At 38.8% G+C, this 15,155-nt stretch carries 15 protein-coding genes and 1 riboswitch; of the genes, 4 read left to right on the plus strand and 11 right to left on the minus strand.

Annotated elements, in window-relative coordinates:
* Window positions 1-39: 39 nt before the first annotated feature.
* The 9 genes from MKY88_RS02165 to MKY88_RS02200 form a co-directional block, all read right to left on the minus strand.
* A complete protein-coding gene (locus MKY88_RS02165; protein WP_328205647.1) occupies window positions 40-981 on the minus strand; it encodes an IS3 family transposase in 942 nt (313 codons plus the stop codon).
* The gene (locus MKY88_RS02170) at window positions 867-1,211 is read right to left on the minus strand and encodes a hypothetical protein (protein ID WP_340812902.1); all 345 of its coding nucleotides are present in this window, start codon (window positions 1,209-1,211) and stop codon (window positions 867-869) included. Before MKY88_RS02170 ends, MKY88_RS02165 begins: the two co-directional genes overlap by 115 nt.
* The gene (locus MKY88_RS24540) at window positions 1,171-1,425 is read right to left on the minus strand and encodes a transposase (protein ID WP_445669163.1); all 255 of its coding nucleotides are present in this window, start codon (window positions 1,423-1,425) and stop codon (window positions 1,171-1,173) included. Before MKY88_RS24540 ends, MKY88_RS02170 begins: the two co-directional genes overlap by 41 nt.
* A gap of 212 nt (window positions 1,426-1,637) precedes the next feature.
* Window positions 1,638-2,834: a CaiB/BaiF CoA transferase family protein gene (locus MKY88_RS02175; protein WP_340812903.1), complete on the minus strand. Its 1,197-nt coding sequence runs from the start codon at window positions 2,832-2,834 to the stop codon at window positions 1,638-1,640.
* Window positions 2,831-3,991: an alpha-hydroxy acid oxidase gene (locus MKY88_RS02180; protein WP_340812904.1), complete on the minus strand. Its 1,161-nt coding sequence runs from the start codon at window positions 3,989-3,991 to the stop codon at window positions 2,831-2,833. The genes MKY88_RS02175 and MKY88_RS02180 overlap by 4 nt, the downstream gene beginning before the upstream one ends.
* A gap of 14 nt (window positions 3,992-4,005) precedes the next feature.
* Entirely contained in the window at window positions 4,006-4,785 is a 780-nt protein-coding gene (locus tag MKY88_RS02185) for an enoyl-CoA hydratase/isomerase family protein (protein WP_328204793.1), read from the minus strand.
* Between the two features lie 13 nt (window positions 4,786-4,798).
* Complete coding sequence (locus MKY88_RS02190) at window positions 4,799-5,461, minus strand: methionine ABC transporter permease (protein WP_008176095.1); 663 nt, start codon at window positions 5,459-5,461, stop codon at window positions 4,799-4,801.
* Complete coding sequence (locus tag MKY88_RS02195) at window positions 5,454-6,479, minus strand: methionine ABC transporter ATP-binding protein (protein WP_340812905.1); 1,026 nt, start codon at window positions 6,477-6,479, stop codon at window positions 5,454-5,456. The genes MKY88_RS02190 and MKY88_RS02195 overlap by 8 nt, the downstream gene beginning before the upstream one ends.
* Window positions 6,480-6,573: 94 nt before the next feature.
* On the minus strand, window positions 6,574-7,404 hold the full coding sequence (locus MKY88_RS02200) for a MetQ/NlpA family ABC transporter substrate-binding protein (RefSeq protein ID WP_069479919.1): 831 nt from the start codon (window positions 7,402-7,404) through the stop codon (window positions 6,574-6,576).
* Between the two features lie 88 nt (window positions 7,405-7,492).
* Window positions 7,493-7,598: riboswitch (SAM riboswitch) on the minus strand.
* Window positions 7,599-7,720: 122 nt separating this feature from the next.
* Here MKY88_RS02200 and MKY88_RS02205 point away from each other — a divergent pair.
* Entirely contained in the window at window positions 7,721-8,239 is a 519-nt protein-coding gene (locus MKY88_RS02205) for a PPC domain-containing DNA-binding protein (protein WP_193830837.1), read from the plus strand.
* A gap of 31 nt (window positions 8,240-8,270) precedes the next feature.
* On the opposite strand, the gene MKY88_RS02210 is transcribed toward MKY88_RS02205, so the two are convergent.
* On the minus strand, window positions 8,271-9,434 hold the full coding sequence (locus MKY88_RS02210; protein WP_340812906.1) for a pyridoxal phosphate-dependent aminotransferase: 1,164 nt from the start codon (window positions 9,432-9,434) through the stop codon (window positions 8,271-8,273).
* A gap of 96 nt (window positions 9,435-9,530) precedes the next feature.
* On the opposite strand from MKY88_RS02210, the gene MKY88_RS02215 reads away from it, so the two are divergent.
* On the plus strand, window positions 9,531-10,322 hold the full coding sequence (locus MKY88_RS02215; RefSeq protein ID WP_193830839.1) for a carbon-nitrogen family hydrolase: 792 nt from the start codon (window positions 9,531-9,533) through the stop codon (window positions 10,320-10,322).
* Window positions 10,323-10,369: 47 nt separating this feature from the next.
* Here MKY88_RS02215 and MKY88_RS02220 read toward each other — a convergent pair whose 3' ends face one another.
* Window positions 10,370-11,938 (minus strand): PucR family transcriptional regulator, encoded by a 1,569-nt coding sequence (locus MKY88_RS02220; protein WP_193830840.1) that lies wholly within the window; start codon window positions 11,936-11,938, stop codon window positions 10,370-10,372.
* A 234-nt stretch (window positions 11,939-12,172) separates the two neighbouring features.
* Between MKY88_RS02220 and MKY88_RS02225 the strand changes: the two genes are divergently transcribed.
* Both MKY88_RS02225 and MKY88_RS02230 read left to right on the plus strand, forming a co-directional pair.
* Complete coding sequence (locus tag MKY88_RS02225; RefSeq protein ID WP_193830841.1) at window positions 12,173-13,585, plus strand: amino acid permease; 1,413 nt, start codon at window positions 12,173-12,175, stop codon at window positions 13,583-13,585.
* Window positions 13,586-13,608: 23 nt separating this feature from the next.
* Window positions 13,609-15,138, plus strand: coding sequence for a CoA-acylating methylmalonate-semialdehyde dehydrogenase (locus MKY88_RS02230; RefSeq protein ID WP_193830842.1), 1,530 nt, complete (start codon window positions 13,609-13,611; stop codon window positions 15,136-15,138).
* The last annotated feature ends 17 nt before the right edge of the window (window positions 15,139-15,155 follow it).

Consider the following 15,155-nt stretch of genomic DNA (forward strand, 5'->3'; position numbering starts at 1 on the left):
CCTTTGTTGGGTAGTGACCCCTTAAAGTTAGAGTTTTTATTATGCAGCTAATTGGCTGGCTTGAGTTCGGTATTTTACTGGACTCATGCCAGCCAGTTTTTGTTTAATACGTTCATTGTTATAGTAGTCGATATATCGTTTGATTTTCTTCTTCAATTCTTCATATGAGAATAATATCTCACCGTAATACATCTCTTGTTTGAGTATGCCAAAGAAGTTTTCCATCGCCGCATTGTCTGCACACGTCGCTTTGCGAGACATGCTTTGGAAAATTTTATTTTGCCGTAATGTTTTCACCCATGAATTATGTTGATAATGCCAGCCTTGATCCGAATGAATCGTTGTACGATATGTAGCTTGGTTCTGAATGATTGGAAGAACTTGGTATAGCGATTCTAATACGAAATCCAATGTTGGGCGTTTAGACATACTAAACCCAATAATTTCGCCATTATAGAGATCCATAATTGGACTTAAATAAAGTTTTTCATCTTCTGTACACTTGAATTCTGTTACGTCTGTCACCAGTTTTTGTAAAGTGTTTGGCGTATTGAAACGGCGGTTTAATCGATTATTTGCGACTTTGCCCACCTTGCCCTTGTACGATTTATAACGAGATTTACGAACGAATTTCACACACTTTAAGTCCAATTCCTTCATGATTCGCTGTACTTTTTTGTGATTGATGACGTATCCTTGCGCTTTTAATTCTGCATGGATTCGGCGATAACCATATCTACCTTCATGCTTCTCAAATAGCGCTAAAATCAACGTTTTCCATTCTTGATTGGGATCTTCATTTTTTAACTGTTGAATATGGTAATGATACGTTGCTTCTGGGATCTCAACGATTTTCAATACATCTTTCAATCGGAACCCTTCTTCTTTGAGTTCGAATGCCAACGCTGCTTGTGCTTTTCGAGGAAGGCATCCGGATTCGCCTCGAAAGCGTTTAACTTTTTTAAGTATGCAATCTCTAATCGGAGAAGCTCATTTTCACGTTCTAGCTGTTCTTCACGAGACAATGTGTTTGGTTGTTTGACAGGTTTATTTTTAGGATTATTAGACATAGGTGGCCGTCCCTTCGCTTTTTCTTGCAAGCCTTCTATACCTTCCTTCAAAAATTTACTGTTCCAGTTCGCTATTAACCCTGGATTATTCATGTTAAATTCAATCGCTGTATCTTGATAAGAAGCACCTGTTTGTTTCATAAAGTGTAATACATCGAGCTTGAATTGAACAGAGCTGTTTTGTTACTTTTCTATGTAATCCAACTTCTCCAAATTCTTTGAAGGCATGTACCCACCGCTTTATTTGCGAATGATTTGGTATGTCATATTTTTTCGCTAATAATTTATAACCTAAAGGGCCTTTCATATATTCATTAACCACATGTATTTTGAATTCTTCGCTGTATTTCGCCATATAAAAACACCCCTAAAGTTTAGATTTTTGACTCTAACTTTAGGGGTGCAGGACTTTGTGGAGGTAGCCTTTTTGATTACAATGAAAAAGGGCGCATCTTCCAATCAAATTCTATGAAGAATGGATAGACCGGGCAGAGTAACGGATAGTCGGCCAAAAGTCATCTATAGCACGCCTAAAGTGATCGATAGCTCGTCAAAATTAAGGGCTTCTTATTTTGAGCTAATTACATTCGCTTTTGTTAGCTGCTGAACTTCATAATCAGTGATGTTTAATGCCTGCAAAATTTCTTCATTATGCTGTCCTAAAGTTGGCGCTGCACTTGTTAATTGACCCGGCGTGCGTGAGAATTTTGCTGGGAAACCTAATGTTCTCATGGGACCAGCAGTTGGATGGTCATAGGACAAGACCATACCACGCTCTAAAATATGGGGATCATTTAAGGTTTGGTCATAGGAATAGATAGGGCTGGATGGTACGCCGTGTTCATCTAAAAGCTTCAGCCAGTAAGTTGCTGGATGTTTCGCTAATTCACTTTCAATTTCTGCCTCTAACGCCTTTACATGCTGAGCACGTGAATAGTTAGTAATAAAGAGGGGATTGTCTAACCAATCAGGTCGTTTGACAACCTTTGTCGCAAAAATTTCCCATAGCTTTTGATTGCCAGCACCTATTAAAATATAGTCATCCTGTGTTTTAAAGCCTTGATATGGTGCGGATACTCGATGGGCAGTCCCTGTTCGCTCGGGTAATTCTCCTTGACCAAAGTAGGCAGCAGCCTCCCAAACAGTCCAAGCAAGCCCTGACTCTACTAAAGATACATCGATATATTGCCCCTCACCACTGCGCAGCTTATAAATATAGGCCATTAAAATAGATTGTAAAGCAGTTTGGGCAGCGGCAATATCATTGACAGCAAAGCCAACTTTTACAGGTCGGCCCTGTGGTTCACCAGTCATATGCATTAAGCCACTTAGACCCTGTGCCATAATATCATAGCCGCCTTTCTGGCTATAAGGACCGGTTTGTCCATAGCCAGAAATAGAGCAGTAAATGAGTCCAGGATTAAGGGCTTTTAAAGTATCATAATCAATCCCTAGCTTTTTCGTAACACCTGGTCGATAGTTTTCCACAAGCACATCAACAGATTGGATAAGCTCTTTGAATAAAGCCAAGCCCTCTGGCGTTTTTAAATTGATACAAGCACCTTTTTTATTGCGATTAACCATCATATACATATGACTTTCTTCATGAACGAACGGGCCCATTGCTCGGGTGTCGTCTCCATTTGGATATTTCTCGATTTTAATGACTTCTGCGCCCATATCTGCTAAGACCATTGTGCAATAAGGACCAGCTAAAACTTGAGATAAATCAACAACTTTTAATCCCTCTAATGCTTGTTTCATTTAACCTCAGTCCCATCATTTTTGACTAATGTAATAGTACGTAACCCTTCGATGGAGGTTGTACCTGCTAATGCAATGGAAACCTTTAATTCATCATAGATATTTGTCATTACTTTTTCGGCGCCTTGTTGTCCTTCAAGGGCTAGGCCATAGATGAAGGGACGCCCAATTGCTACGGCATCAGCTCCTAAAGCAAGTGCTTTTAAGGCATCCATCCCGCGATATACACCACTATCTAAAATAATAGGGATTTGTCCATTGACAACACTCACGATGGCGGGAAGGGCATCAAGTGAACCAATAACACCATCTAATTGTCGGCCGCCATGGTTCGATACGATAATACCATCAATCCCATTTTCAAGGGCTAGCTTTGCGTCTTCAGGATGTAAAATTCCCTTTAATAATATAGGGAGATTTGTTCGTCGTTTTAATTCACGAACATGCTCCCAATTGAGTGTAGGGTGGAAGACATTTTGCAAGACACCTTGTACATACGATTCAAATGAATCATTAGGCAAAGAAGCCATAAAGACAGGATCATTCATGTAATTTCCTTTTGCGTAGCCTAGCTTTAATGGTGAAAATTGATTGCGCACATCTTCTTCTCGCCATCCAAGCATTACTGTATCGACTGTTAAAACAATAGCTTCAAAGCCAGCTGACTCTGCTCGTGCGGCCATACTAAATGCAATTTCTTCATTTGTAGACCAATACAATTGGAACCATTTTGTTGCTGAAGGGGCAGCTTCGGCAACATCTTCGAGTGCATAGGTGGAGACTGTGCTTTGAATATATGGCATATTTAATTGCTGGGCAGCGCGCACAGCGGCAAGTTCACCTTCCTCGTGAACCATTCCGTTCATACCGACAGGGGCAAAGAGCAATGGCGTTGGGTATGTTTTCCCGAACAAATTAATGGATGTATGAACGTTTGAAACATCATTTAAGAAGCGGGGAACAATGGAGTATTTTTCAAAAGCTGAACGATTATTACGTAATGTTTGTTCACCGCCAGCACCTGAGCGAATGTAGCCGAATGGCCCAGCTGGAATTTTTTCCGCTACTGCTTTTTCTAAATCGGCAAAGCAAATGGGGAAGGGGGCTTGGGCAGTGATATTTTTTAAGAGTAGGTCACCATCAGTTGTATTTGTCATCGTTACTACCTCACTTATTTATTGAAAATAGGCTTTCTTTTATTTAAAAAAGCTTGAATACCTTCGTTATAATCATCAGAGCTAAATGAATCGAGAATCAATTGAGCCAGCTCATCACTCTCTTCATTTTCTCCATCTACGATAGCTTGAATTATTTTTTTACTACCTGCATTGGCAATAGATGATTTATTTAAAAGATGCTCAGCAAATTGCATAGTGGCATTTTCAATTTCCTGTGGCTCATGAAGGGCAGTAATCAAACCAATGCTTTTGGCTTCCTCTGCTGTAAAAATGTTTGCTGTGTATAAAATCTCTTTAGCCTTCGCGACACCAACAATATTAATAAGACGTTTAGTGCTTTCAAGATTATAGACAATCCCAATGTTCGCAGCGGTAATGCCAAGCTTACTCTTTGGTGTCGCCAATCTAAAGTCACAAGCATTGGCTAACTCTAAGCCGCCCCCAATCGCTAAGCCCTGAATCAGGGCAATCGTAGGATGCGGGAATTTATAGAGGGCATCAATGGCCTTTAAAGCTAGATCATTATAGGCTTTAGCATTATCCGCAGCATAACGAATATCTAAAAACTCACTAATATCAGCACCCGAGGAAAAGGCGACTTCATTGACACCGCGCACAATTAATAGCTTGATAGATGTCTCTGTACGTAACTGTTCTAGTTCGTCTATGATCGCTTGGAACATTGCTCTCGATAAAGAATTTCGTTTGTCAGGACGGTTTAACACTAGCGTTGCGATATAGCCGTTTTTCTCTACATAAATCTCAGTTGACATGGATAGCCTCCTCCTAGTCTTTCTTCAATTTGGCTGAAATGCGGTTACCTATGGATTGTATGCTTTGTACAAGGATGATTAAAATAAACACAGTTGCATACATGACATCTACCTCATAGCGTAAATGACCATAACGGTAGGCTAGGTCGCCTAAACCGCCAGCACCAACCATTCCCGCCATTGCTGTTGCGCCAATCAATCCAATTGTAGCGATTGTTAAGCCTAAAATAATGGATGGGCGTGCTTCGCGTAATAATACATGCCAAATGATATGGCGACGTTTAATACCCATAGCTGTGTAGGCTTCGACAACGCCCGAATCAACCTCTAAAAGCGCTGACTCCATCAGTCGTGCAATATAAGGAGCCGTATAAACTACAAGCGGAACAATAACGCCTTTAACGCCAATTGTTGTACCAACAATAACCTTTGTAAATGGTAAAATGAAGAATAGTAAGATGATGAATGGCACTGAACGGATAATATTAATGACTAAATTAAAAAATTGATAGAAAAATTTATTTTCGAAGGATTGACCAGGTCGTGTTAAAACAATTAAAAGCCCTAAAGGTATACCAATTAGAATCGAAAAGAATAATGAAATTCCGACCATTTGAAATGTTTCGATAATTGCTTTGCCAATAACCTCTGACCAATCATTAAAGAAATTATTCATGGATCTCTCCTCCTAACTCTTCCACAGTAACGCCATTCTCTGCAAAATAGGTTAGCGCCTTTTGAACAATGTTGGGCTCTCCGTTTAAATGCACCACAATATTACCAACAATGCCGTTTTTTAATTCAATAATATTGGCTGTTAAAATGTTTGGTTGTACATCATATACTTTGCTGACTTCAGCCAATAATGGCTTACCAGTACTTTCTCCAAGAAATGTTAAACGAATGACGCTACCTGAAACATTTAACTGCTCAATAAGAGAAGGAGTTAAGTTACGTTGTGAAATGGTACTTAAGAACTTTCTTGTAGTAGGGTGTTGTGGTTTTGCAAAGAGCTCGATAGCCGTACCAAATTCAACTACTTTCCCTGCTTCTAGAACAGATACCTCATCACAAACTTTCTGAATGACATTCATTTCATGTGTAATCAGTAGGATTGTAATTCCTAATTCACGATTAATTTTTAATAATAGTTCAAGAATAGCCTCTGTAGTCTCAGGATCAAGCGCACTTGTTGCTTCATCACTGAGTAAAATTTCAGGCTCTTGCGCTAGAGCGCGTGCAATTGCGACACGTTGCTTTTGTCCACCTGAAAGCTGATTAGGGTAGCTATCTAGCTTTTCTGTTAAACCTACAATTTCGGCATATTTAGCCACACGATTTTTGACGTCTGTTTCGTTATAACCAAGTAGCTTTAAGGGAACAGCAATATTGTTATAAACCGTTGCTGTCTTTAAGAGATTAAAATGTTGAAAAATCATACCGATCTTTTGTCGTGTTTGACGTAAGTCATGAAGTGAAAGGGTAGTAATATCCACATTGTCAATCAAGACTTTGCCTGCTGAAGGACGCTCTAGTAAATTAACACAACGAATCAGCGTACTTTTACCAGCACCGCTATACCCAATTACACCATGAATTTGCCCTTTTTTTACATGAAGATTGATGCCATCTACAGCCTTTATACTGCCTTTTTTCGTCTTATATTCTTTTGAAATATTTTGTAATTGAATCATCAGATTGGTTGCTCCTTTCTTAACTTCTAAAAAGCAAGAATCTGCGCGGTTTCCATAGTGGAAATTTGGCAGATTCTTTAGCTTATCGCACGTATTACCAGCTAGGGATTACAGAACCTTTGAATTCCTCTTCAATGAATTGGCGCACTTCATCAGATTGATAAGCCTCAATGAACTTTTTAATCGTTGGGTCGTTTTCATTTTCTGCACGAACGACAATGTAGTTCACATATGGAGAGTCAGTAGATTCTAAAAGAATAGAGTCCTCTTGCGGATTAATGCCAGCTTCCAGCGCAAAGTTAGTATTAATAGCAGCTACATCTACTTCACTAAGCTGTTTTGGAATTTGTGCAGCTTCTAATTCTATGAATTTTAAATTCTTTTTGTTTTCTTCCACGTCACGAACGGATGCTGTTAAGTCCGCTCCATCTTTTAATTTAATATAGCCTGCCTCTTGTAAAACAAAGAGAGCACGCGCTCCATTTGTTGGGTCATTCGGTAAGCCAAATGTTGCGCCTTCAGGAACGTCATCCAATGATTTATATTTTTCAGAGTAAATACCCATTGGATTTAAAATAGTTTTGCCAACCGGTACTAAATCTGTATCGTGATCTTTATTAAATGTATCGAGGAAAGGCTTATGCTGATAGCTGTTTGCATCAAGATCACCTTCAGCTAAGGATGTATTTGGTAAAACATAATCAGAAAATGATTTTAGTTCTACTTCTAGACCTTTTTCCTTTGCGACTTTAGCAGCTACCTCTGCAATTTGCTCATGAGGTCCTGAAGTGACACCCACGACAATTTTATTTTCATCGATAGCTTCGCTTTTTCCTTTACTATCTTCTTTAGAGCCACAGCCCGCTAGTGCTGCTACTAATGTAAGACTTGCTAAACCTACTAAAAATTTATTTTTCTTCTTCATGAAAACGACCTCCAAAAATTGTTTTATCGGTTTTTGAAAATAAAAAAAACTCTCTTACAAATTAAGAGAGGCTCATGAAAAAAGTCCTCTCTTATCTATCAAACGAATTTCGTTTGCAGGATTTAGCACCTTCCTTCATAAAAGGAGGTTGCCGAGCTTCATAGGGCCAGTCCCTCAGCTACTCTTGATAAGAGATTCATATTATATTTTTGTATTTCCGATAGAACTAATATAATTTATAGGGTATAGTAAGTCAATAAATATTTTTAAAATTTTTTATATTGTTATAATATTTTGTCGCGAAGGAGGGTGAAGAATGTCCGTAAGAGTTAATTATGGCATAGGTTCATTTGGTAAGGTGATTAGTGCTCGTCTTCTCATGGGAACAGACATTATTGAAGGAATTGAGGCACTTTGTGAAGAGAATAAAATTGAATCGGCAACCATAATTAGTTGTATTGGTAGTTTTCAAAAAAGTAGCTTTGTTTATTTAGTGCCAGATGAAACTTCCCACATTAAAGTTCGATTTAGTGATGTGGTCGAGAAAGAGGGGCCACTCGAGTTTATCCAAGGTTCAGGAGTTGTTTGTAAGCGTGATGCACAATATGAAACGCATTTCCATGGTTCCATGAGCGATCAATGGGGAGTGGTTTCAGGCGGTCATTTTTTAAAGGGTGGGAATATTGTCATTACAGCAGATGTAGTGCTGGCAGAAGTTCAGGGCATTCAGCATATCCGTCAGTTGGACGATGAAACAGGTCACATACAATTTTATCCATTAGAACATGGATTAGATCTTCCAAGGAAAATTGAAAATAGTAAGTCCAGTAGCTAGTGAAAGCTACTGGACTCCATTTTGTTCCATGCTAAAATAAGTTCAATTGCTCAATTCTATGCATGGCTTCTCGTAAACGTTCCTCGCTTACAAGCAAGCCAATACGCACATAGCCTTCCCCATATTGACCAAAGCCATTACCTGCGGCTACCGCAATATCAGCTTTGTCGAGCAATATATCAGCAAATTGTTCGCTAGTAAAACCTAATGGGACAGGGAGCCAGGCAAAGAAGGAGCCCTTTGGTGCCGTTACTTGCCAGCCGATTCTATGAGCTTCTTCGAATAGTACATTTCGACGACGCTCATAGGTAGCTCTTAGCTCATCTGCACATTCCTGTGAAGATGTAAGTGCAACAGCTGCTGCTTGTTGAATAGCAGGAAATTGACTACAAAACAAATGATCTTGAATAAGATTAATCGCGGCAATCAAATCTGCATTACCAACAGCAAAGCCTATACGCCAACCTGCCATATTATAAGTCTTTGATAATGTGTACATTTCGATTCCAACCTCTTTTGCGCCATTGGCCTGTAAGAAACTAATGGGTTTATTGCCATCAAATCCAATCGCACCATAAGCAAAATCATGTGATACGATGATATTATGCTCCTTAGCAAAACGAATGGTTTCTTCAAAAAATTCAAGTGTTGCTGTACCACCCGTAGGATTATTTGGGTAATTTAAGTAAAGTAACTTGGCTTTTTCCTTAACTTCTTTAGGGAGGGCATCATAATCAGGTAAGAAATTATTCTCAGCAAAAAGAGGCATTACTTCAAAATTTACATCACCTAATACAACTCCAGATAAGTAGTCTGGATAGCCTGGGTCTGGTAATAGCATCGTATCACCAGGATTTAACACAGCCAAAGGTAGCTCAACAAGACCAATTTTTGTGCCACCAAGAATGGCTACTTCAGTGTCGGGATCAATCTCCACATCATATTCCCGTTTATAAAAGTCAGCAGCGGCTTGACGTAATTCGCCGATACCACGGAATGGCGAATATTTGTGGTTTTGAGGATTTTCAGCTGCTTCCTGTAATGCTTGAATGATATGAGTAGGCGTAGGTTGGTCGGGATTTCCTTGCCCAAGATTAATCACATCACGTCCTTCTTCCAGGGCATTGTTTACTTTTTGGACGAGCGCCGCAAAAAATTGAGTGGGTAATTGCTGTAGTTTTTTAGAGAATTCCATGCATGATCACCTTTTTCAGAATATAATAATTATTATTGAAGAATATGAAGCAAATAGTAGTACTTTTTTTGTTAATTGTCTATAGGAGGAATTAATATGAAAATCGGTTGTATTCAGTTAAACATTGGCTTCGGCAAAGTAGAAGAAAATTTTACACGGGCAGAGGACAAGATTCGTGAAGCCGCAAAACTAGGGGCAGAAATTATTGTGCTACCGGAAATGTGGAATACGGGCTACGCACTGGAGAAGCTTCCAGAATTGGCGGACGTTAACGGTGAGCGTACAAAAGCATTTTTAGCACACTTAGCGAAGGAACTTAGTGTACATATTGTCGGTGGCTCTGTTTCCATAAAAAAGGGCGACAAGTTTTACAATACGATGTATACATTTGATAACAATGGAGTACTTGTTGGGGAATATAGCAAGGCCCATCTTTTCCGATTAATGGACGAGCATCTTTACTTAGAAGCTGGAGATGAAATGAATCGATTCGCGCTAGGACCTATTGAGGCGGCTGGTGTCATTTGCTATGATATTCGTTTCCCTGAATGGTTACGTGCGCATGCCCTTCAAGGAGCTAAGGTGCTGTTTGTACCAGCACAATGGCCGACACCAAGAATTGATCATTGGAAAACATTGCTGCAAGCCCGAGCGATTGAAAACCAATGCTTTGTTATAGCAGTTAACCGTATTTCGAGAAAAGTAGAAAACTTTAATGGGCAATCGATGATTATTCAGCCATGGGGTGAAGTGCTTTGGGTTGGTGCTGAAGACGAGGAAGTAGCAGTAATTGATGTAGATTTCTCCATCGTTGATGAAGTACGTGGAAGAATTCCTGTATACGATGATCGTCGACCAGGACTTTATCAAGATGTTGTGAAAGGATAATGAGATGGCACGTTTAAGGGGGAGAGCCTCTTGAACGTGCCTATTTTTTAACTCTTGTCATCAATTAAGGAGTTTGCAAGGAGCATAAATTCCAATGTGATGCGATTATGACCCTTCATGAAATTTTCCCCGAGTAAACTTTCAAGCTTTTTTAAGCGGTGATAGAGTGTTTGACGAACGATAAACAATTGGTTAGCAGTTTGCTGCTTAGAGCCATTTGATTGTAAATAGACTTGTAATGTTTCAAGAAGCTTGCTGTTATATTTTTCATCGTACTCAATAACTGGCTGTAAATAGTCGTTTATAACTTCCTTTAAATTCACCTGCATTTGTAATTTGTAGATTAAATGATATAAATGCAAATCATCATAAAAGAACGAGGAAGTTTGGACTTTGCGGCAAATATATAATGTTTCTAATGCAGTTTGATAGCTTTTAGAGATTTCTTGTACATCAGCTACAACTTTACCAACCGCTATTTGAAACCCTTGAGTTTGCTGTTTTTTATAAAATTCAGTTTTGGGAAGTGAGGTAAAGATGCTATTTAGTATTTCACGAATTGCTCGACAATCTTTTGTATGAAGTAAAATAAAAATGACATAGCTTTTCCTTTCGAATAAAAATGGGATAAAGCCATGCTGTTCAAAGAGATTACGATAATAAAGTTTACTATAGACAATGTCCTCCTGCGCTTTCATTACTGTATTGGGAGTGGCCAAAACAAAGACAGCTCCACTAGAGTGTGAATAGTTGGTATAGTAAGAAACGATAAATTTATAGATTTCTTCCTTGGACAGCTTTTGGTCAATCCAATCAGCTAAAATCGAAGCGTCTTCAATATTCTTTTTCTCCTCAATATAGAACTCTCGCATTAATAATTGCGCTAATGCTGTGGCTGTACGGTCTAAAATTAATAATTCAAACTCTGAGAATAAACCATCTTCACGAAAAATCGTTAAATCTGCATAATGTTGATCAAAAATAAAGATGGGCTCATGTTTAAATTGCTGAGCATATTTATTCAATGCTAATAATTGCTGACGCTTACTTTTTGTCATATTGGGAAACAAGACGGGTTCTCGTCCCTTAATGGAAAACATAATTTGTGTTTTTAATTCATTATACATATTTTGTAAAATGTCGTCCGTATTTTGTCCTAAGACCGTATTTTTATTTAAAGTTTGTGAGTAGGATTCTAGTGTCGAAACCATTAAATATTGTTGATTAATAATTTGACTATGTAAATCCTGTGTAATGCGAACAAAAGGAACCTCTTCATGAAAAACAATAATCGGGAACTGCTGACGATTTGCAATGGCAAGTATTGCTTCTGGGACGGCTTGAATAGAAGAGCCATACTCAATACAAAGAGCAGCACAATTTTTATCTATTAAAGATTCAATAAACGTAATAAAATCTTCGATGCCATGTTGAAGACTGATCCCCGTCGTTAACACCAGCTCTTCTCCAACTAAAAAATTATCTACATGGACTATTTCAAGAACATGTGCCCATTTAACGATTCTTAACAGCCCCTCATGACCTGCAACTACCTCTGCATTCTGAAAGTATTTATTTTCTAAAACATGAAGTACTTTAAGTTGGAATTGGCTCAATATAGCTCCTCCTTTTGAAACATCTTCTACGTTTTATATATCTATTATTTCTCTTTTGTGTCATTAAATAGCTGTAAATTTAGGCGAATTAATATTTTAAGAATATTTAGTCTATTTTACATTATGTTTAAAACAATTGTATATAAATTTACAGTGTGTCTATTACTTCAATGATATGAAACATGTAAGATTTTTGTAAGCGATAATCCCAATCTAATAAAAGAGGTGACAGATATGGAGCAACAAACGCATTTACAACGAGGATTAAAGAAACGGCATATGACGATGATCGCGATAGCGGGTGTAATCGGGGCTGGCTTATTTATGGGCAGTGGCTCAGTCATTAACCTGGCGGGTCCAGGAGCAATATTATCGTATATATTTGCAGGAATTATTGTCATTTTAGTGATGCGTATGTTAGGTGAGATGGCGGCTGTCAATCCAACGAGTGGGTCGTTTGCACATTATGCCCATGAAGCAATTGGTCCATGGGCAGGCTTTATGATTGGCTGGCTGTATTGGTTTTTCTGGGTCATAGCTATTGCATTAGAGGCGACGGCAGCAGCGGCCATTATTCAATATTGGTATGACGGAATTCCTTTATGGCTCTTAAGTTTACTTTTAACCGTAGCACTTACTTTAACAAATGTCCTTTCTGTAAAAGCCTTTGGCGAATTTGAATATTGGTTCTCTCTTATTAAGGTTGCAAGTATAGTAGTTTTTTTAGGTTTAGGCGCATTCATTATTTTTGGTATAGCACCAAACTTTAACGCTGTCGGTCTGACAAATTTAGTTGATCAGGGTGGGTTTTTACCAAACGGCTTTGGCGCTGTACTAATGGGTGTTGTCATTGTTATTTTTTCCTTTATGGGGACAGAGATTGTGGCTATCGCTGCTGGTGAGTCAGACGAACCGTTAGCAGCTGTAACAAAAGCTACCAATTCAATTACTTGGCGCATTTTAATTTTCTATGTGGGCTCTATAACAGTTGTTGTGACGTTATTGCCTTGGCACTCCTCTGATATTTTAACAAGTCCTTATGTAGCAGTGCTAGATTATATTGGTATTCCTGCCGCCGCACAAATCATGAATTTTGTTGTTTTAACAGCTGTGTTATCGTGTTTAAATTCTGCACTTTATGCAACATCACGAATGGTGTTTTCTTTAGCAGAGAAGGGGGAGGCACCAAAAGCCTTTTTGAAACTAAATAAAAATGGTGCACCTGTGAATGCTATTTTAGCCGCAACATTTTTCTCGTATATTGCCGTTATTATGAACTATGTTTCACCAGATAAAGTATTTATGTTTTTACTAAGCTCTTGTAGTGCTATTACTTTAATTCTTTATTTAATTATCGCCTTTTCACAATTGAGAATGCGTAGAAAGATTGAACGCGAAAATCCTGAGCTATTAAAGGTGAAGATGTGGCTATTCCCGTATCTAACGTATTTCACAATAGTAGCTACAACTGCCTTATTAATAGCCATGTTCTTTATTGAGTCTATGCGCTCACAAATTCTATTTACATGTGTTGTCGTTGCCGTTGTAATGATTTTTTATTTACTTACGCAAAGGAACAAGGTGATAAAACAAGTCGATGAATCAAGCTCTATTTTTAACAATGAAAAGTTTGATTTTGAACAATAATCCCATGTAAGGAGAGGTTAAATATGACAGTACAACAAAAAATGAAAACGCTAACGCATTTTATCAAAGGGGAAGAGGTAGCTGGTACAAGTGGAAGATTCTCAGAGGTGTATAATCCAACAACAGGTGAAACGATAGCGAGAGTCCCACTTGCATCAAAAGACGAAGTACAACAGGCCATTCAACATGCGAAAGAAGCCTTTCCTGCATGGAAAAAGGTGTCCATTGGGAAGAGGGTTGAGGTTTTACATCGATTCCGTCAATTATTAGTAACAAAACAGGAAGAACTTATTGAAGTGATTTGTCAGGAAAGCGGGAAAACTAAAGAGGATGCGAAGGGCGAAATTATTCGAGGGATTGAATCGGTAGATATGGCGATTAGTGCCCCACAATTGCTAAAAGGGGAGTATTCAGTCAATGTAGGTGGCAATATTAATGCTTTTTCTGCCAAATCACCACTAGGTGTAGTGGCAACGATTGCCCCTTTTAATTTCCCTGTTATGGTCCCTTTAGCTATTACAAGTATGGCTGTGGCAGTAGGGAATGCTGTTATTTTAAAGCCATCTGAACGTGTTCCTCATTCTGCATTATTTTTAAGTCAATTATGGAAAGAGGCGGGACTTCCTGATGGTATTTGGACAGTAGTGAATGGCGATAAAGAAGCGGTCAATGAGCTTCTAGAAAACAAAGAGATTCAAGCCATTTCCTTTGTAGGCTCTACGCCAGTAGCTGAATATATTTATCAAACGGGAACAAAGCATAATAAACGTGTGGCTGCTTTTGGTGGTGGTAAGAACTTTATGATTGTTATGCCAGATGCCAACTTGGAACAAACTGCGAACGCCTTTTTAGGTGCGGCATACGGGGCAGCATCACAGCGCTGTATGGCGATTTCTGGAGCGCTTGTTGTTGGTCAAGATACGGAGCAACGTTTTACAGACATATTGAAGCAGAAGATTTCACAGCTAAAGGTAGGTCCTTATACAGAAGAAGACGTCGATTTCGGCCCAGTTATTACCCAACAATCAAAGGAAACGATTATCAGCTATATTGATGGGGCTGTTTCTGAAGGGGCAAATCTTGTCATTGACGGACGAAATCCTAAAGTATGCGAAACATCTAATGGTTTTTATGTTGGGCCAACACTCCTCAATAATATTACGCCTGATATGACCATCTTCAAAGAGGAGGTCTTTGGTCCAGCACGCATAGTAGTTGGTGTAGAGACTTTACAAGAAGCAATTGATTTAATTAATGACCATGAACTTGGTAATGGTGTAACGATGTTTACAAGCAGTGGTGCGGCAGCTCGTAAATTCCAAGAAGAGATTGAAGTGGGCATGGTAGGGGTTAATGTACCAATACCAATTCCTGTCGGCTACCATAATTTCGGCGGATGGAAGCGCTCTAAGTTTGGTGAAGGGCATATGTTTGGTCCGGATCAAGCGAGATTCTTTACTAAGGCGAAAACAATCTCGGAGCGTTGGCCAGATGAAACGGAAGATACAACTAGCTCCTTTGCCTTCCCAAGTAATAACGATGCAAAAAGCTAATCTACTGAAAAAATAAA

Source organism: Lysinibacillus sp. FSL R7-0073 (assembly GCF_038009065.1).
Lineage (GTDB): Bacteria > Bacillota > Bacilli > Bacillales_A > Planococcaceae > Lysinibacillus > Lysinibacillus fusiformis.

Coding starts and splice junctions, on each gene's coding strand:
- MKY88_RS02215 (WP_193830839.1), top strand. CDS start 9,531: ATGAAAATCGGTTGTATTCAGTTAAACATTGGCTTCGGCAAAGTAGAA.
- MKY88_RS02185 (WP_328204793.1), bottom strand. CDS start 4,785: ATGTCAACTGAGATTTATGTAGAGAAAAACGGCTATATCGCAACGCTA.
- MKY88_RS24540 (WP_445669163.1), bottom strand. CDS start 1,425: ATGGCGAAATACAGCGAAGAATTCAAAATACATGTGGTTAATGAATAT.
- MKY88_RS02180 (WP_340812904.1), bottom strand. CDS start 3,991: ATGACAAATACAACTGATGGTGACCTACTCTTAAAAAATATCACTGCC.
- MKY88_RS02170 (WP_340812902.1), bottom strand. CDS start 1,211: ATGAAACAAACAGGTGCTTCTTATCAAGATACAGCGATTGAATTTAAC.
- MKY88_RS02230 (WP_193830842.1), top strand. CDS start 13,609: ATGACAGTACAACAAAAAATGAAAACGCTAACGCATTTTATCAAAGGG.
- MKY88_RS02205 (WP_193830837.1), top strand. CDS start 7,721: ATGTCCGTAAGAGTTAATTATGGCATAGGTTCATTTGGTAAGGTGATT.
- MKY88_RS02210 (WP_340812906.1), bottom strand. CDS start 9,434: ATGGAATTCTCTAAAAAACTACAGCAATTACCCACTCAATTTTTTGCG.
- MKY88_RS02200 (WP_069479919.1), bottom strand. CDS start 7,404: ATGAAGAAGAAAAATAAATTTTTAGTAGGTTTAGCAAGTCTTACATTA.
- MKY88_RS02190 (WP_008176095.1), bottom strand. CDS start 5,461: ATGAATAATTTCTTTAATGATTGGTCAGAGGTTATTGGCAAAGCAATT.
- MKY88_RS02175 (WP_340812903.1), bottom strand. CDS start 2,834: ATGAAACAAGCATTAGAGGGATTAAAAGTTGTTGATTTATCTCAAGTT.
- MKY88_RS02225 (WP_193830841.1), top strand. CDS start 12,173: ATGGAGCAACAAACGCATTTACAACGAGGATTAAAGAAACGGCATATG.
- MKY88_RS02195 (WP_340812905.1), bottom strand. CDS start 6,479: ATGATTCAATTACAAAATATTTCAAAAGAATATAAGACGAAAAAAGGC.